This window comes from Candidatus Saccharibacteria bacterium oral taxon 488, from assembly GCA_013099015.1.
In the GTDB taxonomy this organism is placed as follows: domain Bacteria; phylum Patescibacteriota; class Saccharimonadia; order Saccharimonadales; family Saccharimonadaceae; genus Nanosynbacter.
Window position 1 is genome coordinate 32,549 of record CP039998.1, and the last position, 22,617, is coordinate 55,165.

Genomic DNA, 22,617 nt, shown 5'->3' on the forward strand with positions numbered 1-22,617 from the left:
AGGGACATGAAAGCCACATTGGTGAAATTTGTGAGGAAGGTGCTGCCGGGCGGAATGCTGCGGCGGCTAGAGAATGGGTATCGGCGGTTGCGTGTCAAGCTGGTTAGCGCGCGGTATGGTAATCCGTCAAAGCACCTCAGGGTGATCGCGGTGACTGGGACGAATGGCAAGACGACAACGTCGTGCTATATCAATGAGATTTTGAAGGAAGCTCATTTCACGACCGCGATGTTCACCACGGCGGTGATCGAAGTGGCGGGCAAGCGAAAACTTAACGACCTCAACGCTACGGTGGCGAGTACGGCGCGGATGCAGCGGTTTTTCCGCGACGCCAAGCGGGCGAACGCCGACTACGTGGTGCTGGAGGTGACGAGTCATGCGCTGGATCAGCACAAGCTGGACGGCGTGCCGATCGAGGCAGCGGTGATGACGAATTTGACGCAGGATCACCTCGATTATCACAAGACGATGGAAGAGTACGCAGCGGCCAAGAGCAAGCTGTTTCAGCTGCACCCACGGTTTATCGTGCTCAATCGCGATGATGAGTGGTATGATTATTTCAATCAGTTTGTTGCTAGTGAGCAAAAGATGACGTACGGTCGAAGCGCAGAGGCTGAGGCAAAAATTACCCATGTCAAGTTGTACCGCAAGGGCACCGAGGCCGACGTAGTGCTGGATCATCAGACACACTTGGAGTTGGCGACGAATCTGCCGGGCGAGTTCAACGTGATGAATATGACGGCCGCGACGACGCTGGCGTATCTATTGGGTGTCAAGCTGGAGGATATCCAGGAAGGCGTGGCTAATGTCGAGGCCGTGCCGGGGCGGTTTGAGCGAGCGGTCGAGGGCCTGGGCTATGACGTGATCGTTGATTATGCTCATACGCCGGATGCGCTGGAAAAACTGCTGGCGGCGGCCCGCGGCATCACCAAGCAGCGGGTGATCTTGGTGTTCGGGGCGTGTGGCGATCGTGATCGGGGCAAGCGGCCGATTATGGGTGAGATCGCGGCACGCGGGGCAGATCGGATTTTCCTGACTGACGAGGAGAGCTATAACGAAGATCCAGAGCAGATCCGGCGAATGTTGATGGAAGGAATTGAGCGCGGTCGCGGCGATGCGAAAACGACGGAAATTGCCGACCGGCGCCAGGCGATTGAGCGGGCGCTCGGCTGCGCCAAGAAGGGTGATATGGTGCTGATCACCGGTATGGGCCACGAGCAGTATCGGATCGTCAATGGTCAGCGGCTGCCGTGGAATGATGGCCAGGTGGTACGCGAGATCGTTGGTCGGGAACGGGCGGCGTGAGGCATGCGGCTGCTACTGGTAACCAGAGGGATTCCCGGTTCTGGTAAGTCGACGTTTCTCGCGGAGCAGAGGCTTGATAATTATACGTTGTCGCCGGACGCGATACGATTGATGCTGGCGTCGCCGCAATTGATGATTGACGGACAGACGACTATGCCATCGCGTCAAGACGCAATGGTGTGGCGGCTATTACACGAGATGCTGGAGCAGCGGATGACGCGGGGTGAGACGACGGTGGTTGATGCAACACACACGACGCCGAATTATTTCAAGACGTATGGCGAGCTGTGTCGGAAATATCGCTACCGTCTGGTGGTGATTGATTTTGCTGATGTGCCGCTGGCGGTATGTCAGCAGCGTAATAAAGAGCGGCCGAGCTATAAGGTGGTGCCGAGTAGCGTACTTGAGCGTATGCATCGGCGGCTGCAGCAGAGTTCGCTGCCGAAATGGGTGACGGTGGTGCGGACAGCCAAGGAGGTGAATCAACTGCTTACTAATCAGCCAGAGAACGTTGATAGGTATCGGGCGATTCATCACATCGGCGATGTCCAGGGGTGTTTTACGCCGCTGAAGGAATATTTCGAGCGGTATCCGCTTCGGGACGATGAACTGTATATTTTTGTCGGTGACCTGTTGGATCGCGGTACGGAGAATGATGCGGTGATACGATTTGTTTGTGACGAGTTGCTTGACCGACCAAACGTGCGGTTCGTCGAGGGTAATCATGAGCTGTATCTCTGGCAGTGGGCGACCGATCAACCGGTTGCGGCGCGGGTATTTAGCGAACAAACCCAGCCACAGCTGGAGGCGGCAGGCATTGATAAGCGCAAGGTAGCGCGGCTGATGCGGCGGATGGATCAATATATTTTGTACCAATTTCGAGGCCAAACCGTCTTGGTGACGCATGGCGGGCTCAGTACATTGCCGGAGCAGTTACCGCTGATGGCGACCAGTCAGCTGATCCATGGCGTGGGGGCGTATGATGAGGTTGGGGTGGTGGATGATGCATTTATGGCGCAGACTGATGACGCGACGTTTCAGATTCATGGACATCGCAACAGGCAGAATTATCCTACACGGTACAACGAACGGTGCTACAATTTGGAGGGAAAGGTTGAGTTTGGCGGTGAGCTGCGAACAGTGCGGCTGGACGAGAACGGCATGACGCCGATCGCTATTCAAAACCAACGAGCAGCAGCGCGGCTGTATCCGGAAAACGCAGCGTTCCTAAGCCAGCTGCGACAGAATCGCTACATTCGTGAATCAATCCTGCCAGGGGACATCAGCTCGTTTAATTTCAAGCCCGAGGCATTTTATCGCCAAGCATGGACGACGCAGACGATGCGGGCGCGCGGACTGTTTCTCAATACGCTGACGAACGAGATCGTGATTCGGGCCTATGATAAGTTTTTTAACATTGGCGAGCGGCGCGATACTGAACTAGCGGCGCTGGAGCAGACGATGGTCTTTCCGGCGCGGGCGTGGGTGAAGGAGAATGGATTTTTAGGATTAGTCGGGTATGATTCGGCGGCGGGCGGGCTGGTGATGGCGTCAAAGTCGACGACCGAGGGTGACTATGCGGCGGCCTTTCGGCGGGAATTTTTGGAGCAATTTCGAGACCAGCTACCGTATATCAGTGACTATCTGCGCCGGCATAACGCGTGTCTATTGTTTGAGGTGGTGCTGCCACAATTCGACCCACATATTATCGCCTATGAATCGAACAAGTTGGTGCTGCTCGATATCGTCAAGCGGCAGGTTGTATACGGGGCGGTCGACCAGCAGGAGCGGGAGCGATTTGCGCGCGAGATCGGGGCGAACAGCAAGCGTCTGGCGGCGGAGTTTTCATCGTGGAGCGAGTTTGCGGCGTGGCTTGATCAGCTTCACGGTATGGCGTATCGGTGGCAGGGTGAGCGGGTTGAGGGCTTTGTGCTCGAAGATGCTCGTGGTCATCATGTCAAGATCAAGCTTGATTATTATACCTTTTGGCGGCAGATGCGAACAGCGCTGGAGGCACTGCAGGCTGGTCGGCAGCCATCAACGAGGCCCGATTGTCCTGATCCGGCGCTGGCAGCACGGGTAATTGCATATATGCGGCAGCTGCCCGCTGAGGACTTAGCGCGGATGGACATCATCGCGCTGCGGCGACGGTTTGAGTAGGCGAGTGGCTGGTTTCTTGTCGAGCGTGGGGCGGTCTGATACAATTTTGACATAAGCATAGCGGAGGGGGCGCTTATGTGGAAACGTATTGTTAGTGTTATGGGAGCTACGTTAGCGGTGTGCATCGCAGTGCCGGCGACGGCTGGAGCGGCTTCTGAGTATGATGATCTGGTCGAGAAAGTGACGACGAAGACTCTGATTAACTATGTGGATAATTATCATGGTAAGACATGCGGCTCACCGACGGATGATTATGCGAAGAAGTGGTTTTATTCTTTTAAAAGACAAAAATCTTTTGCAAATCCGCATCACCCTGAAGCTGTTGCAAGTCTTGAAAAAGCCATCAATTCACCAGCTGGTGCGTACGCGGTGATTTATACACAAAAGAACAATCACAATAACAATTCTAGTGCCTCGCTGGCTGCTGTGTATTGGACCGAAGATGGTAGGGATGATTTTGAGCTTAGTTTTCAACAAGTCAACAAGGTTCGTCGACTCGTAGTCCAGCGGAAGGCGGGGTCGCACAAGCAACTATATTTTGCAAGCATAGCGAGTCCAGCACTGCAGCAAATTAATTCAAATTATTGTATACCCGAATTTTTCTTAGGTTACACTAGCGGCAGTACTAGTCAATTTGCAATAGATGAGATTGGTCACAACAAGCTCCTCTCATCTAATTTTCGGACGGTTTATCCTGAAAACTACAGTGGTCTTCAAATAAATTCGGATGATCCGGGCGCGAAGTGGCAACCTGAGACGTCCGAATACGAAGATTTATTAGATAAAATAACAACGAAGAAACTGATCAACTATATTAATAATTATTATGGCAAATCATGCGGCTCTTTTACAAGCGATTACTCTAATCAATGGATAACCTTGTTTGAACACCAGAGCCGTTACTATGAGCGCCCCTATCATCAAGATGCAGTTGCCAGCCTACGTAGGGCAATGGCTTACGGTGATTATGTGGTTGTTTACGACCAGAGAAATAGCATAAAGCCGTTATCGCCATATTTGATAAGTGTGTATTGGACAGAAACCAAGGGAGCCTTCAGGGGACTCTTCCTTGGGGAGGACTCTTGGAGATCATTTAGTATAGTTCGCTCTAAGGGAATTAACGGCTCAGAAAGACTACATTCGGCAGTTATTGCTAGTCCGCGACTTCTTCAGAATTTTACTAATCAGTGTGACCCCGCTTTTTTATGGGGATATTCACAGTATCAAGTGTCGGAGGTTCATATACGCGAGGATTAGCACAGAAAGCTTTTCACCTCAACCTTCAACGTCGAATATCCAGACGGCTATAAGAGTAAACCGATTCCTGGCGATCGACGCAATGTTACGTACCTTGCCCTTGGCGATTCCTTCTCCAGCGGCGAAGGTGACACTGACAAAAATCCGGTGACTGGCCGGAAGTATTATCGCCAGTGGACGGATGTGAATGAAGATAAGGCGAAGGGTGCGCCGAAGGAAAAGTGCCATGTCAGCACGCGTTCGTATCCGTACAAGCTGGCGAATTGGATGGGGCTGGGTAGCGGCCCGTCGGCGGCGTGGGCGTCGGTTGCGTGTAGTGGGGCGACGGTGTATGACATGAATTGGGACAATTCGGGCGGCTATGAAGGGCAGGACAGCCCGCTCGGGCGGTTGCATGGCTATGATAATAAAGGAACACTGCAGAAGATGGCGCTCAACGAGATGATTCCAGGGCGCGTCAAGCAAATCGAGTTCGTAAAGAAATACCAACCAAAGGTGATCACGCTGACGGCGGGAGGGAATGATGTGGGGTTTGGTAAAAAGATTAAGGATTGCGTTCATTATATTAAAAGCATAGGAACGTGTGATTGGGCCAAAGACGAGATGAACACCCTGGGGTCGCAGATTAAGGGTCAATTTGATCGCCTTGTCGGACTATATAAAGAGTTAAAAGCTGCAAGCCCTAAATCAAAAATATATGCAATAGGATATCCACAATTTATCACAGATACAGAGCCAGCCGCATGTGGACTGAATGCTGGAGCTATAGACCTGGATGAGCGACGCATGATAGTCCGCGCTACTCAGTATATGAACAAAGTAATCGAAGCTGCTGCGCGCAAAGCTGGTGTAAAATATGTAGATATTTCACAAGCACTGAACGGTGGTAAGATGTGTGAGAAGCATCAGATCTACATGACAGGTATAGTAGGCTTGGGTGAGCAAGAAAGTTACCATCCAAACAAGCTTGGTCATGTTAAGATATTTACTGAGATAGCAAAACAACTTGATCACGAGGATTTATCGACTTATAGCAAATACCCTACTGCTGGCGATGAATCAGTGAACGCACCTTCATCAATCTATTTTGACAAAGGTGCACCTTCGTCTGTGAATACTACAATGCTAGCAAACTCCAAACCTTCAAAAGGCAGCAAGCAGAGAGTTGCGCTGGCAAAGAGCTCGCTGCAACCTGGTAGTTCGGCTCGTGTCGAGATTCGATCTAAGCCGGTGGACCTGGGCAGCTATACTGTGTCAAGCGACGGATCTATGAGGGAAACGATAACTATTCCAGACAACATTCCCGCCGGCTATCACACCCTATTTGTGTATGGCAAATCCGTAAGTGGCGAGGATATCAAGATTACTCAGACACTGCTAGTAACGGGCAAAGATAAGGAAGATCTTGACGATGATGGAGTAAAAGACGCTAATCAACCATGTGGAGCCTTTTTGAAAGCTTCGGGGAAAGACGAAGACCTTGACGGCATCGACGATGCCTGCGATCCTGAAGTTACCGACCCGATTCTCTATACAGCTCGCAATGGTAAATCAGAGTTTAATGAAGACGAAGGTAAAATCTATGTCTTTCGCAATACTAGAGCAGCGAAATTAACAGGTGTAAACAATGACTATATTGACAAATCAAGTAACAAAGATAATACCGAAGCACTCATTGCCAGCAGTCTTACAGAAGATACCAAAAACCTCTCCTTTAGTAAACTTGTCATCGCAAAAGAAGACGATAAAGACAATAATATTTCAAAAGGCATGCCTATAGTTTTAGCCAAAGATATCAACGAGAAGTGCTACGCTTTGGGGCCTGAAGACTATTTGTCGCCCGCATTGAGGCCAGGATCAAACGGTTACAAACCACGAGGATTAATAAAATTAAATAGACTACCGAAGGGGGTGAGTTGTGAAGAATAAAGAAATAGTTAATGATAATATATCTGGTAAGTTAATAAATAAAAAATCTATCAGTAAAAAAATACGGGTGGCTGGTCTGTATACTCAAACTTTTGCCGGACTTCTAGTCGTATTCTGGTTATATAGCTGGATGGTAGCGAATCTAATAAGTGACCAAACCTCTATGCTCTATAAAATTATAGCAGGAGTAGTAATTTTGTGCTCGCTTGTAAATGTCCTCCTACTTAAAAAATGGTGGCAACGACTTATCTGGGTGTTTATTGTTCTTGTTTTTGTCGCAATCTTAACTTATTGGATTGGCTGGGACTTATATAGCGATATACGTTTTTAGCGGTGGGAAAAAGAGGAGAATATATGGCTATGGTCTCAAAATCCCAGGATATCGACGAAAACGGCACGCCGGACAAACTTCAACCCTGCGGAGCTTTCACTCAAGCTGCTAATAAAGACGAAGACCTTGATGGCATCGACGACGCCTGCGACCCTGAAATTACCGACCCCATCCTCTACACTGCTCGCAACGGCAAGTCGTCGCTTGGCGAAGATGAGAATCGGATTTATCTCTTTCGCAATACGCGAGCAGCTAACTTAACTGGCGTCACAAACGATTACGTTGACAAGTCAAAAAACCAGAACAATGCTGACGCGCTGGTTGGACATACTTTAAGCGAAGAGACGCGCGGACTTGCATTCAATAAACTGGTCGTTATGAAAGAAGATGATGGTGACATCAAAAAAGGAACGCCAATCGTTCTCGCCAAAGATATAAACGAGAAGTGCTACGCCCTAAAACCAGAAGATTACCTATCGCCAGCACTAAAACCCGGATCAAAAGAGTATAAGCTACGAGGATTAATAAAACTAAATACACTACCGAAGGGGGTTGGTTGTGAAGAATAAAGACAATACATCAAAAGTCGGGACCGTGACAGTCGCTCAGATTTTCTTTGCTATACTGGCGATAGTGTTGTGTGGCTGCCTTGTTTACGGGTATAGCGGAGTATATATTTCCGATTCTACATCGGATATTCTCATCAAGATCATGGCAACTGGTTCAGTAGTATTATTTATGGGCTCTGCTTGTTTGGCGATTATTGTAAAAAATAAAATTCGATGGATATGGGCTGCTGTTACTGGGTTGCTTATTGTGATTTTGTTATTTCTTATACATGAGCTCGGTAGCTTAAGGTTTCGATTTTGAACTAGGCATTGATAAACTAAATACACTACCGAAGGGGGCAAGTTGTGAAGAATAAGAAAGTTATAAAGTACTCAATCATGCTGTATACTGGTATGCTGTCGGTTTTAGGATTGTGCCAGTTTCTAGGCATACCAAACCTTGATACAGCCTCAAGATACGACAGGATGTTGCTGGGAGCGACTATATGGTGGTTGGGTGTGGCCGGGGTTATTATAAATGTGATTATTGCAACAAGGCTTAGAACATTGAGGACCTTGGCTGTTGTCCTGCTAATGTTGTGTATCGTGTTTGGCTTGGTCGGTGGTTTTCATTATTATCTGGCAGTTAACTGGAAATGGGGTTGATCCGTGAAGAATAAGAAAATAATTGTGGGATTATCAATTATTGTCCCAATGTTAATATTGTTGCTAGAATACTACATAATCGGTCCGCTATTGGCTGATGGTGTCAGTATATTTGTTGCACAATGCTCGTTGCTAGCTTTGAGTGTTATATTTATGATAGCGGGCATTGTCATTTTAGTGAGAGCTTCTGGGGGTTATAAATTTTGTTGTGTACCCAGTATCGTCGCCAGCTTATTACTCGTTTTTGGATATTTTTTGTCCGAGGCTGTAAAAGAGATACGGTTCTAGTGAGCTTGGAAAGTAAAATGTGTTATGCTCAACAAGGTGGGCTGTGAAGAAAAATAAGATTGTAAAATACGCCACGACAACTTATACATGTCTATTGGCGGTAATGGCATTTTGCCTATTCGCGGGAATACCGAATCTAGACATGAATCCGAGGCAAGTTAACTCACTGTTAGGGATCATTCTTGTGTGGGTAAGTGTGATCGGTATAGCTATAAACCTGCTCACGGTAATTTTTATAAAAAGTCTACGCTCCATTGCCGTAGTGCTGCTCATCGTATGCACATTTGCACTGGCAGAAGGATGTTTTCATTATTTTTGGTTTTCACAGCCATTCGCAGGGGGACGGTGAAGTAGCGCATGGTTAATCACACCATGAAGATTAATAAAACTAAATAAACTACCAAAGGGGGTAAGTTGTGAAAAAGAATAAAAAGATAAAGATAACGCAGAATATATTATTGACGGCCGTCATGGCTACCATGCCGCTACTCGTGGTGCGAGGTGATACATATCAAATAGGGCTGATTATAGAATGTATTGCGGCCGTGATTAGTCTGTTATTATTGTTTACTTCTGCGAATAGAAGAAAGAATTTTCCACTTTCACATCTGGCGGCTGTTTTATGGCTATTTATCCCCGTGTCATTTTTGTTCCTACTGCAGACATCCTTGTTTGGGGGCGGTTTTGAAGGGCTTTCTAATTGGGCGAGAACCGGACTCATGGTTGGTATCGTCGCTATAATATTGACAAGTATTCAGCTGTTCAGAGTGAATCGTTAATGGGGTTTGATAGGGTGAGTTGTGAAGATGAGCCAACAAGTACGTCAGAACACCAAGGACACGACCGGGAAATTTCATTACTATTTGGTGGCTACTTGGTCGTGGCGATAGGTTGATTAACTAACACAGCCGATTTATCATGAGGGGTAGGTTATGAAAGACAATGTAGCGACGACGGACAAGCCATACTTAAGCGATACAGCAGTAGTTTTGCTGGTAGTCGCACCGATAGCTTTGTGCGTGCTGCTCTTTGTTATGGCGCGATGGGATACGTGGTGGATTCGTGAATACCATGTTACTGAGATAGCGGCAATGGCGCTGCCAATGCTGTTGTCGGCGGCGGGGGTGTGGATGGTGGTGTGGCTGAAGGGTATATATAAACTCTGTGCGTTCAGTAGCCTCGCGGTAGCGGCATTGTTCTGGCTGGCGTTCCTTTATAAGTTATCGCAGTAATTTTTTACGACTCTGGCGGTACTTGGTGCGGCGATTGATAATCATAAGAGATGTTCCGCAGATGAAAAGTGGCGGCGCGCAGAATAGGTATACAAACTCTCCCAGTCCATCAGCTAGAAAGCAGTTACCTATGGAAAATCCGCTACCGCAACGCCCCGGAATACCCCATCCACCGATTGTCATGTCGAGGAGCATTATCAGTATTGCGAGGTAAAACAGGATGCCCGTTATGACAAGCGGCCAGCGATTGCGTAGGGCCTGATGGCGGGCGGTGATTGACCGGTCCGTTATCCCTATCATCAGCAAAGTGATAAGCATGGCCACCATGAACCACATTGAGTCGTGCAGATAGTAATCATAATAATAGTCAGGCGGACCAAATTGGTCGGAGTTGAGCTTGTGTAGGTGGTCATTATGGGCAGTTGCAAGTACAAAAACGAGAATTGTCAGACCGTAAATAAGCCAGCGCACAATGCGAGTGGCAATTGATTTTTTTGATGGAGCATTTTCAGTCATCAATGGTCGCTTTCAAAAAATTGCCGTTTCTTTTCAAGCCACGCGTCTGACTGGCGGACGAGCTTTTGGCTGTCGGCGGGGTTTTTGAGGAGCGGCTTGATGGCTTCTTCGAGGTAGATGCCGCCCTGCGAGCCCTTGAAGAGGAAGGTGGTGTCTTTATTGGCCAGGCGAGCGAGGAGCTTGGCGGCCTCGGTGGCCTTGGCGAACGAAGTGACGGTGCAGCCCTTTTGCTGAGCAACTGGAGCGAGGAATTGCTCGGCCAAGCGGCCAACGGTGATAACGTGATCAAGCTGCTTTGGGTCGCATAGCGCGCCAACGGCGGCGTGTTCGGCAGCCGTGGTCTGGCCTAGCTCGTTCATGTCGCCAAGGACGGCGATCTTTGTTTTGGCGGGCAGCTGGTAGAGGGTTGCCAGGGCAGATTTTACGGCAAGGGGGCTGGAATTATACGAGTCGTCGATGATGGTTGCGTCGTTGATGCCGGGCAAGATATTCATGCGGCCGCTGACTGGCGTGAAATTCTCGAGCATAGTCATCACGCATTCAATGTCAAGTCCAAGCTCTAACGCCACCGCCGCTGCGCCGCCGGCAACACGGAGTTGATGCGCGCCGACAACAGGAATGATGAATGAACGCGAGGTTTGGTCGGCGTGGATGAGCCGGCACTGAAAGCCCTTGCCACTGGTAAATTTACCGATAGCTATCTGGTAGTCAGCGCCCGGCTCAGTGCCGTAGGAAATGACTTGGCCGCAATCAGCGAAGTCCACGAACTCGGGGCGAATGTCATCGCGGTTGTAGATCACTTTTTCGCTACATTCAGCGAGGGCAAATTCCTCTCGGGCGACAGTTTCTAGTGAGCCAAAAAACTCCATGTGCTCGGGTGCGATGGCGGTGACGATGGTGATGTCAGGGCGAATATAGCGGCCGAACGCAGCCATCTCGCCGGGATGGTCAACGCCAAATTCTTGGACGATAACGTTGATGTCATGCTGGCGACGGGCAGCGCGGCGGGCTCGCCTCAGGACCGATAGCCAATTCCATACCGAGCGGGGATTCCGTGGTGAATCGACACCGAGGATTTCCAGCGGCGCGCTAAACTCGGCGTTGAAGTTGCCGCGGTTGGTGCGGACTTTATAACTGGAGTTTAGGACGCTGACGAGGGTTGATTTGGTAGTAGTTTTGCCGACGCTGCCAACGACGGCAACGAGCTTGATGTGCGGATTATGCAGGAAGAACGTAGTGACAGAACGGGCGAGAATGCGCGAGATGAGGGTTTTGAAGAGTCTCATGGATATAGTATAGCATTGACCGTGGGGTTAGTCATATCTTCTAGCACTCGCCCTTGACGAGTGCTAATTTGGTGCGGTACAATGGGTGTATTGTTAACGAAATGGAGGATGATATGGATACACCTATTCAGCCTCTCGGTGACCGCGTGGTAGCGGTGCGCGAGGAGGCGAAGACACAGACGGCCAGCGGATTATATTTGCCGGACAATGCCAAGGAGAAGCCGGTGGTGGCTGAGGTCAAAGCAGTTGGCGGCGACGTCAAGAATGTGAAGGTGGGCGATCGAATATTGCACGATAGCTATAAATTTTCAGAAGTAAAAATTGACGGTACGGAATATTTGATCGTCCGCGAGGAAGATATTTTAGCAACGGTTGTTTGAGAAAAGGGGAGTTTTTAGTATGGCAAAAAAAGTTTTTTACGATGACGATGCGCGCGCTCGCGTGTTGGGTGGCGCCGAGGCGCTGTATAACGCAGTCAAGGTAACCTACGGACCAAAGGGTCGTAATGTGGTGATTGCCAAGGGGTTTGGCGGGCCGACGGTAACGCACGATGGCGTAACGGTGGCAGAAGGTATTGAGCTGCCAGAGAATGATGATGAGACGCTGGGCTACAAGGTTGGTGCGGATTTGATCAAACAAGCGGCCAAGAACCTGAACAAGCAGGCTGGTGACGGTACCACGACGGTGACGGTGCTGACCTATTCGATTTTGAAGGAGGCTAACCGGTTGATCGCGGCGGGACACAACCCGATGGAACTACGCAAAGGCATCGAGCAGGCTGGTGCAGAAATCGTCAAAGAGCTGAATAAATTAGCTGAGCCAATTGAGGGCAAGTCTGAGCGCGTGGCCGAGGTGGCAACCATTTCGGCGGGTGACGCGGAAATTGGCAAATTGATCGCTGGTGTCATCGAGAAAGTTGGCAAAGACGGCGTGGTGACAGTCGAGGCTGGCCAAGGTTTGGAGTTGGAGGCTGAGGTCGTTGAAGGCTTTAGCCTGGACAAGGGCTGGGTCAGTCCATTCTTCGTCACCGACACTGGTCGGCAAGAGGCGGTGTATGAAAAACCAGCAATTTTGATCACCGATAAGAAAATTTCCAGCGTGCAAGAGTTCCTGCCGATGCTAGAGAAATTGGCACAAAGCGGCAAGAAGGACGTGGTGTTGATCGCTGATGAAGTCGAAGGCGAGGCGCTGAGTATTTTGGTGCTGAATAAACTGAAGGGTGTATTTAACACCGTGGCGGTCAAGGCACCAAGCTTTGGCGACCGCCGTAAGGAGATTTTGCGCGACATCGCGGTACTGACCGGCGCAACAGTGATTTCTGAGGATCATGGTTTGACATTTGAGAATGCTGGCCTGGAGGTCTTGGGTTCGGCGCGCAAGGTGATTGTCGGTAAAGACGAAACCACTATCATTGAGGGCGCGGGCAAGCCATCTGGTGTTAAGGAGCGAATTGCTGAGATTAAGTCTCTGTCCGACAACGCCTCCAGCGAATACGAAAAAGAACAGTTCGACAAGCGAGCAGCTGCTCTGAGCGGCAAGGTAGCCGTCATCAAAGTCGGCGGTGCGACCGAGACGGAGATTGACGAAAAGAAATTCCGCGTGGACGACGCAGTCGCAGCGACCAAGGCAGCCTTGGCTGAGGGAATCGTTGCTGGCGGTGGCGTCACCTTGGTGAATTTGGCTGGCGGCCTGAAAGTGAGCGGTGCAGACAGTATCGCGGCTGGCCGGCAGATTCTGAAGGACGCCCTGAAGCAGCCGTTCCTGCAGATTATGCGTAACGCTGGCTTGAACGCCGACGCACTCCTGGCGCAAGTCGAGGCGGGTAAAGCAGGCTTTGGCGTTAATGTGATGAAGCCTGAGAACGAATTGGTGGATGTCAAAAAAGCTGGCGTCATCGACCCAGCGCGCGTCACCAAGGAAGCGGTGCAGAACGCGGTATCCATCGCCTCAACTGCAGCAACCATGGGTGCACTGGTCGTCGACGTACCAGAGCCAGAAGCTCCAGCTGCGCCTGGCGGCATGCCGGGCATGGGGATGATGTAAGCCTCTTACTTCTACCAGTAAAATGTCCCGTTTGGTGCGGGACATTTTATATTACTTGTGTGAGTATTTAATGACTTTGAGTTCGTTGCTAGATTGTCCTTACGGCTGCAGTTCTCAGCCCTGCGACAAGAAATCAATTTCCTTGATAATATCAAGCAGCGCCTGGGCTTTGCGGGTTTCGTCGGGGATGGCGATGGCAGCTTCGTGTGCTGGGGCGATTAGCGAGGTGTCGTCAGTCGAGCGCAGTAGCAGGAGGTAGGTGTCGAACTTTTCCTCGGGCGAGACGTTGAGTTTGCCGACCAGTGGCCGAAGCTCGCTAAGGGCATTTTGCTTGATATCATCAAGCGACATATCGGTCGGCGTGGTATATGACCGACTAGTGCTGTCGGTGGTTGGTCGTGATGTTGGTGCGGCGCCGGTCTGTGGCTTGGTTGGGCGGCTGGTCGTGTCAGCGTCTTGGGTGCCGGTCTCTTCAAAACGTAGATTGTCATCACTGCCACCAGAGACACCCGCCAGCACGTTGGCTAGATCTTGATCGCTGTTGACTTGTCCGCTGTCTTGAATTGTCATACCCCACCTCTTTTCACATTACGATTATGCTTGCTTTCTATGCTATACTGTAACACAGGAAAAGGAGGAATTTCAAGATGCTTGACGATAAAAATCTTTTAGCGCAGCGTGATCCGGGTAGTACACGAACGAGCGCAGTGGCAGTGACGACGCAGACGGACTTTGCGGCCGAAGTAGAGTTACCGGCGATCCCTGGTGAAGTAACCAGTGTGGTGCTGGCGGGTATGGGCGGCTCGGCGCTGGCGGCGGATATGGTCAAGGTGCTGACAGCTGATCAGGTCACGGTGCCACTTGAAGTGACAAAGGGTTATCAGTTGCCGAATTTTGTGAATGAAAAAACACTGGTTATTGCTATCAGCCACTCGGGCAACACCGAGGAGACGATGAGCTGTTATCAGCAGGCTCGTGAGCGTGGCTGTCAGTTGGCGGTGATGGCGACGGGTGGGAAATTGTTTGCGGCGGCCGAGGCGGACAACGTGCCGCGGGTGCGTGTCCCGTCGGGTGGCCAGCCGCGGATGTCAACGATTTATCATTTGCGCGGGCTGCTAAAGCTGCTCAGCCAGTTTGAAGTGATCGACGATAGCCTGTACCACGCGGTCGCAGCCAGTGGTGTGTGGCTGAAAGACCAACTGAGCCAGTGGGCCGAGGAGGTACCGACGGCAGATAATTATGCTAAGCAACTGGCGCTCAAACTGATTGGCTCGACTCAGGTGTTTTATGCGGGCGAATTGACATGGCCGTTAGCGTATAAGTGGAAGATTAGCTTTAACGAGTCGGCGAAAAACGTGGCGTTTTGGAACCAATATCCGGAGTTCAGCCACAATGAGTTCATCGGCTGGTCATCACATCCAGTCGATAAGCCGTATAAGGTCGTGGATTTTCGGAGCAGCCTTGAGCGTTCGCGAATTCGGGAGCGGATGGAGCTGACCGATCGGTTGCTATCGGGTATGCGCCCGAAGGCCGAAGTAGTCGAGCTACAGGGCGAGACGCTGCTTGAGCAGCTGCTGTGGGGGCTGGCGCTGGGTGAGATTGTCAGTATTTACGCGGGCATTCTCAACGGGGTCAATCCAGAGCCAGTGGCGCTGGTTGAGCAGTTAAAGAAAGAATTGTCGTAAGTCAGTTTGATCTAGAACATGAAAAGCGGCGCCCGGGGAGCGGGGCGTCGCTTTTATTTTAGAGCCCATTGAAGGTCGTGGCGGATTTGTGTGAATTAGTGGCGCAGGCTTTCGATTGGGTCTTTACCAGCAGCGCGGCTGGCTGGATAGATGCCAAAGAGCATACCGATGATGAGCGCTCCGCCGATGGTTAGGGCGGCTGCTTGCCATTCAAGAACCGGAGTGAAAGGTAGGTACATACCGAGGAGGAATGACGCGCCGAGACCGATAACGTAGCCGAGAATGCCGCCAAATAGACCGATGATGGCTGATTCGATGAGGAATTGGGCGACGATAGTGCGGTTGGTGGCGCCAACGGCTTTACGGATACCGACCTCGCGCTGGCGTTCGGCAACCGAAACCAGCATGATGTTAGTGATGCCGATGCCGCCGACCAGTAGCGAGATGCCGGCGATGACCGCCATAGCTGTTGATAGTGCGTTCACCAGGTGTGAATTCGGTGCGGTGATGGCTTGACCGACCAAGGTGTGGTAGTCGGTATCGCCCTGATGCTGCTGGGCGAGGACTTTTTTGGCGGCATCAATTTTGGTTTGCAGCGCCGTACCGTTGTCGGCGGTGATGAGGATTTGCTGGATCTGGGCGGTGTTTTGGGTGAACTTTTTGCTGACGGCCAGCGGCAGGATGATGGAGCGATTAAAATCAACACCGAGGTAACTAGGCGCAGTTTCCGGCTCGTCGAGGACGCCGACGACTGTCAGTGTCTCGCCGCGGAGCTTGAGGACGCTGCCGAGGGATTTTTCAGTACCGAATAGGTCAATTGACAGCTGCTTGCCGATCACGACGCCGTTGGCCTCGTCGATGAATTGTCCTTCGCGCAACTTGAGGCCGGCGAGTTTCGCCAGTTCGCCTGAGCTACCGATAACGGTGGTGCGCTCTAGTTTAGTCTTGCCGTCCGGTGTCGATATATTCGTGCGAAACGTTGCCAGCGGTGCGGCGCTGTTGTTGGTCGCCTTGGCAATTTCTCGGGCGTCCTGCTCGGTCAGTGTGTTCACCATTTGGGCGGCGTGTCCGGAGCTGAGTGACAGCAATGAATCTGGCCGCGCCTCGCTACCAGACCGAATTAGCGCAGTAGTGTCAGAGATCTTGGCGGACTGATCGCCAAACAGGCGACTCGTACCAGTCAGCAGTGATAGGATAATGGTGATGCTGGCGATGCCGACCATGATGCCAAAAATCGACAAGTAGGTGCGGACTTTATTTGATTTGAGCGATTCAGTCGCGTTCTCGAAGTGATTATTGAGGAGCATTTTCATGACTTTTTCGTAGCTTTCCGTTCTTTTTTGGCTGGTTTCTTCGTTGATTTGGCGGCATCGGTTTTTGCATCGTCGGCTTTATCGGATTTAGGGGTGAGTTGCTTGTCGGTTGGCGCGCTAGAACTTTTCGCAGTATTAGGGTCAGCTGATTTTTTACTCTGTTCAGTATCGGTTTTTGTGGTCTTTGCGGTTGTTTTGGTTGAAGTGGCGCCAAGCGGTCGCTTTGGCGGGAGGTCATCCGGGGATTTCACTGGGCTAGCAGGTTTGTCGGGAGTAGTCGCCATGGCCGGCTGTTCAGCCATTTGCTTCTCGGGAGTGGTCTTTGTTGGCTCGGTTGGCTTGGCTTTTTCCTCCGACTCATCGTTTGCGTCTTTGGCGGTTGCTGTATGTGATGGAGTTGATTTAGCTGGAGTTGCTGGCTGGTCATCGCCGCCCAGCTTTTGCTTAAAGATCTTCTTGATATGGTGCGTATCGGTATCAATGCGCCCATCGAGCATAGAAATCACCCGGCTGGCATAGGACAACAGCTCTGGATTGTGCGTCACCATGATAATCGTGTTGCCTCGGCGGTGAATATCGGACAGCTCCTCCATGATGATGTGGCTGGACTTGGAGTCGAGGTTGCCGGTTGGCTCGTCGGCCAGGATAATTGACGGACTGTTGACCAGTGCTCGGGCGATTGCCACGCGCTGAACCTGGCCGCCGGATAGCTGATGTGGCAGATAATATTCGCGCTCGCCCAGATGGAAGTTGCGTAAAATCCGGCTGGCTTCTTGGAGGCGCTTGGTTTTGCTGATGCCTTTGTAGGTGAGCGGCAGGGCAACATTATCAATCACCGTCAGGCGCGGGATGAGATTGAAATGTTGAAAAATAAAGCCGATATCGCGCGAACGAATTGTGGCGTGGTGGGTCGCCGTCAGATCCTCGACTGATTTATTGTCGAGGTAATATTCGCCCTCTGACGGATGGTCGAGCAATCCGAGGATGTTGAGTAGGGTCGTCTTGCCGCAACCGGATGGGCCAACGATGGCGATAAACTCGCCCTTTTTGACCTCGAGATTGACGTTGTCCAGCGCCACCTGCTCGGCGTCACCGAAGCCAAATCGTTTCGTTACATTAGTAAGTTTAATTCGCGTTGAAGGATCGTTCATCATTGCTTTTTATTATAGACAAAAAGCCGCTCCGGTTGCAACCGCTAGCGGACTTTCTGTTATAATATGCATCACGGAAGGATGCAGGAGTGGTTGAACTGGCACGCCTGGAAAGTGTGTAGGCTCTTCACGGGGTCTCCGGGGTTCGAATCCCCGTCCTTCCGCCAGAGTGATACTTATTTCTCAGCGCCATCAATAGAATGGAAATTATGATCCTACCAAAACTCGTTACATTCCACAATGAAGCAAACGTTGGCGTCTTTTTGCGTGGGATTCATTCGATTGGGAATGGATGGTGGTATGCCCAAGGGCAGTCGGGAATCGACGACTGCTACTGGAACTACGCTTACCGCGTTGATGGGAGGGCACCTTCGAAGGGGGACATGGCGCAGATATCCACCTACTGTAGGCAGTACGGATATCCTCTCAACATCTGGACTACGGATTCGCTTAACGACATGTCCTTTTCTCTGGAATCTCGTGAAGCATGGATGGTCTTGGTCAACAACACTGCGCTAACAGGCTATTCCACCACCGATTCCTCGGGAGCTTCCATCACGATCGTGGCTCGGCCCGATAAGGATATGCTGATGGTCTTCGAGGCTGCGTATGGCACTCCCGACGAGGATGGTGGGGAGATTGGCTATTCTGGGCTACCCTTTGCATATGTGCGGTCGTATGCACAACAGGAGCCCAAGCATCCGTTGATTCATGCTGTACATAGCAAGGTTACGGTAGACGGTCGGTGTGTCGCAGTCGGCTCGGCCCTGATTGGGCCAGATGTTGGGGCGATCTACTCGGTAGGAACAGCCCCTGATTCCAGAAGAAAAGGTTACGGCTCTCTTGCTACAAAAGCAATAGTGCGTGAGGTAAACGCGCGGTTTAAGCACGACAATCCTACAATTCTGCTGCAGACTGAAGCGGACTCTCCAGTGGAGGAGATGTACTCGTCTCTAGGGTTTGAAAGAGTGACTTGTGGAAATTTGTACGGTGGTCAATGATGAATGAATACGATTCTCGGTTAATGGAGCGTGCATTGGGTGCGGCTCGTAGCGCGATGCAGAATGGCGAGAACCCCATTGGCTGTGTCTTGGCGGTTGACGGGAAAGTGGTTGCTATTGGGGAGACCCGTGTTGCTCGCGGAGGTCCTGCATGTCACGGAGAGAACTCAATGATTGAATGTCTTGGACATCGAATTTGGAGTGTGGCTTCAAACGCTGTGTTGTATTCAACTCTTGAGCCTTGCTTGATGTGCATTGGAGCCTGTATCAACGCCGGAATTGCTAAGATGTACTATGGTATGGATGCAGTTGACGGTGGAGTTTATGCTCTCAATGCCATTAACACTGGCCTGACCAATAAACTGATTGTACATGGGCTAACGGTGCACAGCCAGGTCGTAAAAATCTTTCAGGAGTATCTAACGATTTCTCGTAACGAAGGAGGAATTCAGTATGCCCGGTCTTTGCTCGCGTTTCACGACATCAAAGAAGGTTGATGCTGAGCTTTTTGAGGCGGCACATAAGGGTGTAGCCAGGGGTCAGTTTCTTGATCAAGTACGCTATTAATTTACAATAGTAACATCCATGCTCGAAGAGTTCTACCATCGCCATCGCCGCCTCGTCAAGTGCACCATTGTCGCCGCAGTTGTTGTGCTGATTTATGTTGGGGCAGGCTTTCTCGTTACGCTGCACCCTAATTACAAAGTTTATGAGCCACGCGAAGTATTCCTCAGTCGCTTTGATATGTCAACGGTCAAGGCCGCCCGCGTTATCCACTCAGAGCATCCATTTCTATATATAACCCGCGGCGAGCATCCGTACGGCTCGCTATTTGGTGTCATTACCGATGACTCCATTCGTCAGCGCCTGCTGACCATCCAGCCCTTCGCCAACTGCGCTCAGCCATATCGCTGCACGGATTGGAAATCGTACAAAGAAATCGGCGTGGAGCTACCATTTGTCGGCATGCGTAACGAAGTGGCCAGTTCAGCACGACCGACGTTTGATGCTGCGACCAGCAGCGATGCTAAATGTATCCTCCGCTATGCTCCCGGCGACCAACCACTAAGCGCCACCTCTAACAGCGAAGCCTTCTGCTTCCTACCACGAAGCGGAGAGTTTGTGTATGATTTTATGGATACTGCTCATACAAGACGTCGATATTAGCTGGTGATCACCGGACGATATCCTCGCCGATATGCCCGAGGGGTGACTACTAATGATTGCCTCTGTGGCTCGTTAGCGGAGAGTAATCAGTTAGCGAGCTGTTTTCATTGTAAAATTCACAAATCCTCTTGTCGCGCCACATCTAGTGCTTTATCATAGTATACATACACTAAATGTGTAGAGGGTACTAAACAAAAAGCAAATAGACGAGAGGTGTCAGTCGCCACCGCAGAGAGGTCGGCGGTAGTTTTGCTGAGCATCAAGGAGGGAAATAGGTGCAACAAATTAACGTCATCAAACGCGACGGGACGAAAGAGCCGTTTGATGCCAATAAAATTAACGCGGCGATTTTGAAGGCCTGCGACGGGTTGCCAGATCAGGTTTCTAAGGTGGTGCAGGTGGCGACCGAGTTGCAACTGACGCTATTTGACGGGATTACCACCGAGCAACTGGACCAGGCTGTCATCCAGACGACACTACAGAATGTTAAGGATGATCCAGATTATGATAAAATCGCAGCCCGCTTGCTGCTAAAGACTATCTATAAGAGCATTTTGGGCGATTACGAGACGGCAGACGAATTAAAGAAATTGCATGCACGGGAGTTTCCGAAGTTTGTTAAAGCGGCGGTCAAAGATGGCTTACTTGATGAGCGGATGAGTGATGGTCGGTTTGATTTGAAAAAATTGGGTGAAGCATTACGGCCAGAGCGCGACGATCTCAGTAAATACCTCGGTGTGATGACCAATAAAAACCGCTATGCCTTGCGCAAGCAAAGCGGCGACCCGCTGGAAACGCCACAATTTACGCATATGCGCATCGCTATGGGACTTAGCTATAACGAGCCAGATCCAACTGCGGCCGCGATTGAATTTTATGAACATATGAGTAAGTTAGAATATCTGCCGGGTGGCTCGACGCGGGTCAATGCTGGCGGCTCCTTCCCGCAGCTCTCTAACTGCTTTTTACTAAATGTCGACGATGATATGGAATCAATTGCCAAGAGTGTGCGCGACACCATGTTTATCGCCAAGGGTACTGGCGGTATCGGCATCGGTTTTACTAAGTTGCGGGCAGCTGGTAGCCCAGTTAAGACCACCAATACCGAATCAACCGGCCCGATTCCCTTTATGAAGATGATTGATACGGCGCTGTTTGCGGTTAGCCGTAAGGGTAAAAAGGCGGGTGCAGCAGCCATTTATATGGAGAACTGGCATCTTAATTTTGGGCAATTTATTGATTTGCGCTCCAATTCCGGCGACCCGTACATGCGTACACGCTTTGCTAACACCGCGGTATTTATATCTGATGAATTTATGAAGCGGGTGCAAAAACACCAAGATTGGTATCTGTTCGATCCAGCGGAAACGCCAGATTTGCCAGAGTTGTATGGTGAGGAATTTTCCGCACGCTACAAAGAGTATGTCAAATTAGCGGAGGCTGGTAAACTGCGGGTTTTTGAGAAGACGTCAGCTCGCCAGCAATTTAAGCAGATTTTGACTAGTCTGCAGGCCACTAGCCACCCATGGCTAACCTGGAAGGACACTATCAATGTGCGGGCGCTGAATAATAACACCGGTACAATTCATTTGTCCAACCTTTGTACGGAAATCACCTTACCTCAAGACAAGGATAATATCGCCACCTGTAACTTGGTTAGTATCAATCTGTCGGCGTTTTTGCGTGAGGATAAGACTTGGGATTGGGATCGTTTGCAAGAGGCGTCACGGGCAGCAACGCGCCAGCTCGATAACCTGGTGGACATCACCCAGACGCCAATTCCAGAGGCGATGCACTCAAATCAGCAGACGCGGGCAATTGGTATCGGCGTTATGGGCTTTACCGATGTGTTAGAAAAGCTCGGCTACTGCTATGAGTCGAACGAAGCGTATGAGCTAATCGATCAATTGACGGAATTCATCAGCTACCACGCCATCGACCAGTCGGCGGATTTGGCAGCAAAGCTCGGTAGTTATCCGACATATAACGGTAGCGGCTGGAGCAAGGGGTTGCTGCCGGTTGATACATTAGATGCATTGTCTGATAATCGCAAGCTAAAGGTAAAGATTGATCGCAAAACGCGCCTGGACTGGGATAGTTTGCGTAAAAAAGTTAAAAAAGGTGTGCGTAATGCCACGCTGATGGCTATCGCCCCGACTGCTAACATCGGTCATGTGGCGGGAACGACGCCGGGGATTGATCCGCAATTTGCGCAGATTTTTAGCCGCTCGACGTTGAACGGTAAGTTTTTGGAGGTGAACAACAACCTGGTGCGTGACCTCAAGGCGCTGAACCTGTGGGATGACATCAAGGAAGAAGTCTTTGCTAACCAAGGTGATATTCAACACATTGACGCTATTCCGCAGAAACTGAAAGATGTGTATAAAACCAGCTTCCAATTAAGCCCATATGCGTTCATTGAAGTGGCGGCCCGGGCTCAAAAATGGGTTGATCAGGCAATTAGCCGCAATATGTATCTTGAAACTCGCGATATTGATGAATATGTGGAGATTTACTCTGAAGCCTGGCGGCGCGGTTTGAAAACGACTTACTACTTGCACGTTAAGCCGCGTCATCAATCAGAGCAGACCACAGTGTCGGTGGAAAAATTAGCAGAACAGAAGATTCGAACTGGCGCTAAAACGCGCGGGTTTGGATTTGCCAAAGTTAATAAATAAAATAAAGGAGGAATAATATGGAAACATTACCAGGACTTGAAGGAGCTGGTCCATCGACAGA

General features: G+C 50.5%; 22 protein-coding genes and 1 tRNA gene. 18 read left to right on the forward strand and 5 right to left on the reverse strand.

The window, feature by feature from the left end:
* Positions 1-6: 6 nt before the first annotated feature.
* From FBF29_00170 to FBF29_00215, 10 genes are all read left to right on the forward strand, one after another.
* Positions 7-1,305, forward strand: coding sequence for a UDP-N-acetylmuramoyl-L-alanyl-D-glutamate--2,6-diaminopimelate ligase (locus tag FBF29_00170; protein QJU07131.1), 1,299 nt, complete (start codon positions 7-9; stop codon positions 1,303-1,305).
* A gap of 3 nt (positions 1,306-1,308) precedes the next feature.
* A complete protein-coding gene (locus tag FBF29_00175; protein QJU07132.1) occupies positions 1,309-3,465 on the forward strand; it encodes a phosphatase in 2,157 nt (718 codons plus the stop codon).
* Positions 3,466-3,540: 75 nt separating this feature from the next.
* Positions 3,541-4,722 carry a hypothetical protein gene (locus FBF29_00180; GenBank protein QJU07133.1) on the forward strand — a complete coding sequence of 394 codons (1,182 nt, stop codon included), beginning with the start codon at positions 3,541-3,543 and terminating at the stop codon, positions 4,720-4,722.
* 63 nt (positions 4,723-4,785) lie between these two features.
* On the forward strand, positions 4,786-6,651 hold the full coding sequence (locus FBF29_00185; protein QJU07134.1) for an SGNH/GDSL hydrolase family protein: 1,866 nt from the start codon (positions 4,786-4,788) through the stop codon (positions 6,649-6,651).
* Positions 6,641-6,982, forward strand: coding sequence for a hypothetical protein (locus tag FBF29_00190; protein QJU07135.1), 342 nt, complete (start codon positions 6,641-6,643; stop codon positions 6,980-6,982). The genes FBF29_00185 and FBF29_00190 overlap by 11 nt, the downstream gene beginning before the upstream one ends.
* 23 nt (positions 6,983-7,005) lie before the next feature.
* Positions 7,006-7,551, forward strand: a complete 546-nt coding sequence (locus FBF29_00195) for a hypothetical protein (GenBank protein ID QJU07136.1) — start codon at positions 7,006-7,008, stop codon at positions 7,549-7,551.
* Positions 7,541-7,852 carry a hypothetical protein gene (locus FBF29_00200; GenBank protein ID QJU07137.1) on the forward strand — a complete coding sequence of 104 codons (312 nt, stop codon included), beginning with the start codon at positions 7,541-7,543 and terminating at the stop codon, positions 7,850-7,852. Before FBF29_00195 ends, FBF29_00200 begins: the two co-directional genes overlap by 11 nt.
* A gap of 44 nt (positions 7,853-7,896) precedes the next feature.
* The gene (locus tag FBF29_00205) at positions 7,897-8,196 is read left to right on the forward strand and encodes a hypothetical protein (protein ID QJU07138.1); all 300 of its coding nucleotides are present in this window, start codon (positions 7,897-7,899) and stop codon (positions 8,194-8,196) included.
* A 704-nt stretch (positions 8,197-8,900) separates the two neighbouring features.
* On the forward strand, positions 8,901-9,263 hold the full coding sequence (locus FBF29_00210) for a hypothetical protein (GenBank protein QJU07139.1): 363 nt from the start codon (positions 8,901-8,903) through the stop codon (positions 9,261-9,263).
* A 153-nt stretch (positions 9,264-9,416) separates the two neighbouring features.
* Positions 9,417-9,716 carry a hypothetical protein gene (locus tag FBF29_00215; protein ID QJU07140.1) on the forward strand — a complete coding sequence of 100 codons (300 nt, stop codon included), beginning with the start codon at positions 9,417-9,419 and terminating at the stop codon, positions 9,714-9,716.
* On the opposite strand, the gene FBF29_00220 is transcribed toward FBF29_00215, so the two are convergent.
* Positions 9,705-10,232, reverse strand: coding sequence for a hypothetical protein (locus FBF29_00220; protein QJU07141.1), 528 nt, complete (start codon positions 10,230-10,232; stop codon positions 9,705-9,707). The genes FBF29_00215 and FBF29_00220 overlap by 12 nt on opposite strands.
* Entirely contained in the window at positions 10,232-11,518 is a 1,287-nt protein-coding gene (locus FBF29_00225) for a UDP-N-acetylmuramoyl-tripeptide--D-alanyl-D-alanine ligase (GenBank protein QJU07142.1), read from the reverse strand. The genes FBF29_00220 and FBF29_00225 overlap by 1 nt, the downstream gene beginning before the upstream one ends.
* Before the next feature lie 113 nt (positions 11,519-11,631).
* Between FBF29_00225 and FBF29_00230 the strand changes: the two genes are divergently transcribed.
* Together FBF29_00230 and groL are read left to right on the forward strand one after the other, a co-directional pair.
* Positions 11,632-11,898, forward strand: a complete 267-nt coding sequence (locus FBF29_00230) for a co-chaperone GroES (GenBank protein ID QJU07143.1) — start codon at positions 11,632-11,634, stop codon at positions 11,896-11,898.
* A 19-nt stretch (positions 11,899-11,917) separates the two neighbouring features.
* Positions 11,918-13,561: a chaperonin GroEL gene (gene groL / locus FBF29_00235; GenBank protein ID QJU07144.1), complete on the forward strand. Its 1,644-nt coding sequence runs from the start codon at positions 11,918-11,920 to the stop codon at positions 13,559-13,561.
* A gap of 114 nt (positions 13,562-13,675) precedes the next feature.
* On the opposite strand, the gene FBF29_00240 is transcribed toward groL, so the two are convergent.
* Positions 13,676-14,131 (reverse strand): hypothetical protein, encoded by a 456-nt coding sequence (locus FBF29_00240; protein ID QJU07145.1) that lies wholly within the window; start codon positions 14,129-14,131, stop codon positions 13,676-13,678.
* Between the two features lie 77 nt (positions 14,132-14,208).
* On the opposite strand from FBF29_00240, the gene FBF29_00245 reads away from it, so the two are divergent.
* Positions 14,209-15,246 (forward strand): SIS domain-containing protein, encoded by a 1,038-nt coding sequence (locus FBF29_00245; protein ID QJU07146.1) that lies wholly within the window; start codon positions 14,209-14,211, stop codon positions 15,244-15,246.
* Positions 15,247-15,341: 95 nt separating this feature from the next.
* On the opposite strand, the gene FBF29_00250 is transcribed toward FBF29_00245, so the two are convergent.
* Positions 15,342-16,559 (reverse strand): ABC transporter permease, encoded by a 1,218-nt coding sequence (locus FBF29_00250; GenBank protein QJU07147.1) that lies wholly within the window; start codon positions 16,557-16,559, stop codon positions 15,342-15,344.
* Positions 16,556-17,710 (reverse strand): ATP-binding cassette domain-containing protein, encoded by a 1,155-nt coding sequence (locus FBF29_00255; protein QJU07946.1) that lies wholly within the window; start codon positions 17,708-17,710, stop codon positions 16,556-16,558. Before FBF29_00255 ends, FBF29_00250 begins: the two co-directional genes overlap by 4 nt.
* Positions 17,711-17,785: 75 nt before the next feature.
* On the opposite strand from FBF29_00255, the gene FBF29_00260 reads away from it, so the two are divergent.
* The 5 genes from FBF29_00260 (at position 17,786) to FBF29_00280 (ending at position 22,556) form a co-directional block, all read left to right on the forward strand.
* Positions 17,786-17,877, forward strand: a tRNA-Ser gene (locus FBF29_00260).
* Between the two features lie 33 nt (positions 17,878-17,910).
* A complete protein-coding gene (locus tag FBF29_00265; protein ID QJU07148.1) occupies positions 17,911-18,711 on the forward strand; it encodes a GNAT family N-acetyltransferase in 801 nt (266 codons plus the stop codon).
* On the forward strand, positions 18,708-19,208 hold the full coding sequence (locus tag FBF29_00270) for a nucleoside deaminase (GenBank protein ID QJU07149.1): 501 nt from the start codon (positions 18,708-18,710) through the stop codon (positions 19,206-19,208). Before FBF29_00265 ends, FBF29_00270 begins: the two co-directional genes overlap by 4 nt.
* A gap of 88 nt (positions 19,209-19,296) precedes the next feature.
* Positions 19,297-19,878 carry a hypothetical protein gene (locus FBF29_00275; protein ID QJU07150.1) on the forward strand — a complete coding sequence of 194 codons (582 nt, stop codon included), beginning with the start codon at positions 19,297-19,299 and terminating at the stop codon, positions 19,876-19,878.
* A 293-nt stretch (positions 19,879-20,171) separates the two neighbouring features.
* A complete protein-coding gene (locus FBF29_00280; protein QJU07947.1) occupies positions 20,172-22,556 on the forward strand; it encodes a ribonucleoside-diphosphate reductase subunit alpha in 2,385 nt (794 codons plus the stop codon).
* Positions 22,557-22,617: the final 61 nt, after the last annotated feature.

What these genes read in the sequence shown, in the direction of transcription:
- FBF29_00170 (QJU07131.1), top strand. Translation starts at nt 7, where the DNA reads ATGAAAGCCACATTGGTGAAATTTGTGAGGAAGGTGCTGCCGGGCGGA.
- FBF29_00255 (QJU07946.1), bottom strand. Translation starts at nt 17,710, where the DNA reads ATGAACGATCCTTCAACGCGAATTAAACTTACTAATGTAACGAAACGA.
- FBF29_00240 (QJU07145.1), bottom strand. Translation starts at nt 14,131, where the DNA reads ATGACAATTCAAGACAGCGGACAAGTCAACAGCGATCAAGATCTAGCC.
- FBF29_00220 (QJU07141.1), bottom strand. Translation starts at nt 10,232, where the DNA reads ATGACTGAAAATGCTCCATCAAAAAAATCAATTGCCACTCGCATTGTG.
- FBF29_00225 (QJU07142.1), bottom strand. Translation starts at nt 11,518, where the DNA reads ATGAGACTCTTCAAAACCCTCATCTCGCGCATTCTCGCCCGTTCTGTC.
- FBF29_00245 (QJU07146.1), top strand. Translation starts at nt 14,209, where the DNA reads ATGCTTGACGATAAAAATCTTTTAGCGCAGCGTGATCCGGGTAGTACA.
- FBF29_00275 (QJU07150.1), top strand. Translation starts at nt 19,297, where the DNA reads ATGCTCGAAGAGTTCTACCATCGCCATCGCCGCCTCGTCAAGTGCACC.
- FBF29_00265 (QJU07148.1), top strand. Translation starts at nt 17,911, where the DNA reads ATGGAAATTATGATCCTACCAAAACTCGTTACATTCCACAATGAAGCA.
- FBF29_00195 (QJU07136.1), top strand. Translation starts at nt 7,006, where the DNA reads ATGGCTATGGTCTCAAAATCCCAGGATATCGACGAAAACGGCACGCCG.
- FBF29_00250 (QJU07147.1), bottom strand. Translation starts at nt 16,559, where the DNA reads ATGAAAATGCTCCTCAATAATCACTTCGAGAACGCGACTGAATCGCTC.
- FBF29_00215 (QJU07140.1), top strand. Translation starts at nt 9,417, where the DNA reads ATGAAAGACAATGTAGCGACGACGGACAAGCCATACTTAAGCGATACA.
- FBF29_00230 (QJU07143.1), top strand. Translation starts at nt 11,632, where the DNA reads ATGGATACACCTATTCAGCCTCTCGGTGACCGCGTGGTAGCGGTGCGC.
- groL (QJU07144.1), top strand. Translation starts at nt 11,918, where the DNA reads ATGGCAAAAAAAGTTTTTTACGATGACGATGCGCGCGCTCGCGTGTTG.
- FBF29_00180 (QJU07133.1), top strand. Translation starts at nt 3,541, where the DNA reads ATGTGGAAACGTATTGTTAGTGTTATGGGAGCTACGTTAGCGGTGTGC.
- FBF29_00270 (QJU07149.1), top strand. Translation starts at nt 18,708, where the DNA reads ATGATGAATGAATACGATTCTCGGTTAATGGAGCGTGCATTGGGTGCG.
- FBF29_00175 (QJU07132.1), top strand. Translation starts at nt 1,309, where the DNA reads ATGCGGCTGCTACTGGTAACCAGAGGGATTCCCGGTTCTGGTAAGTCG.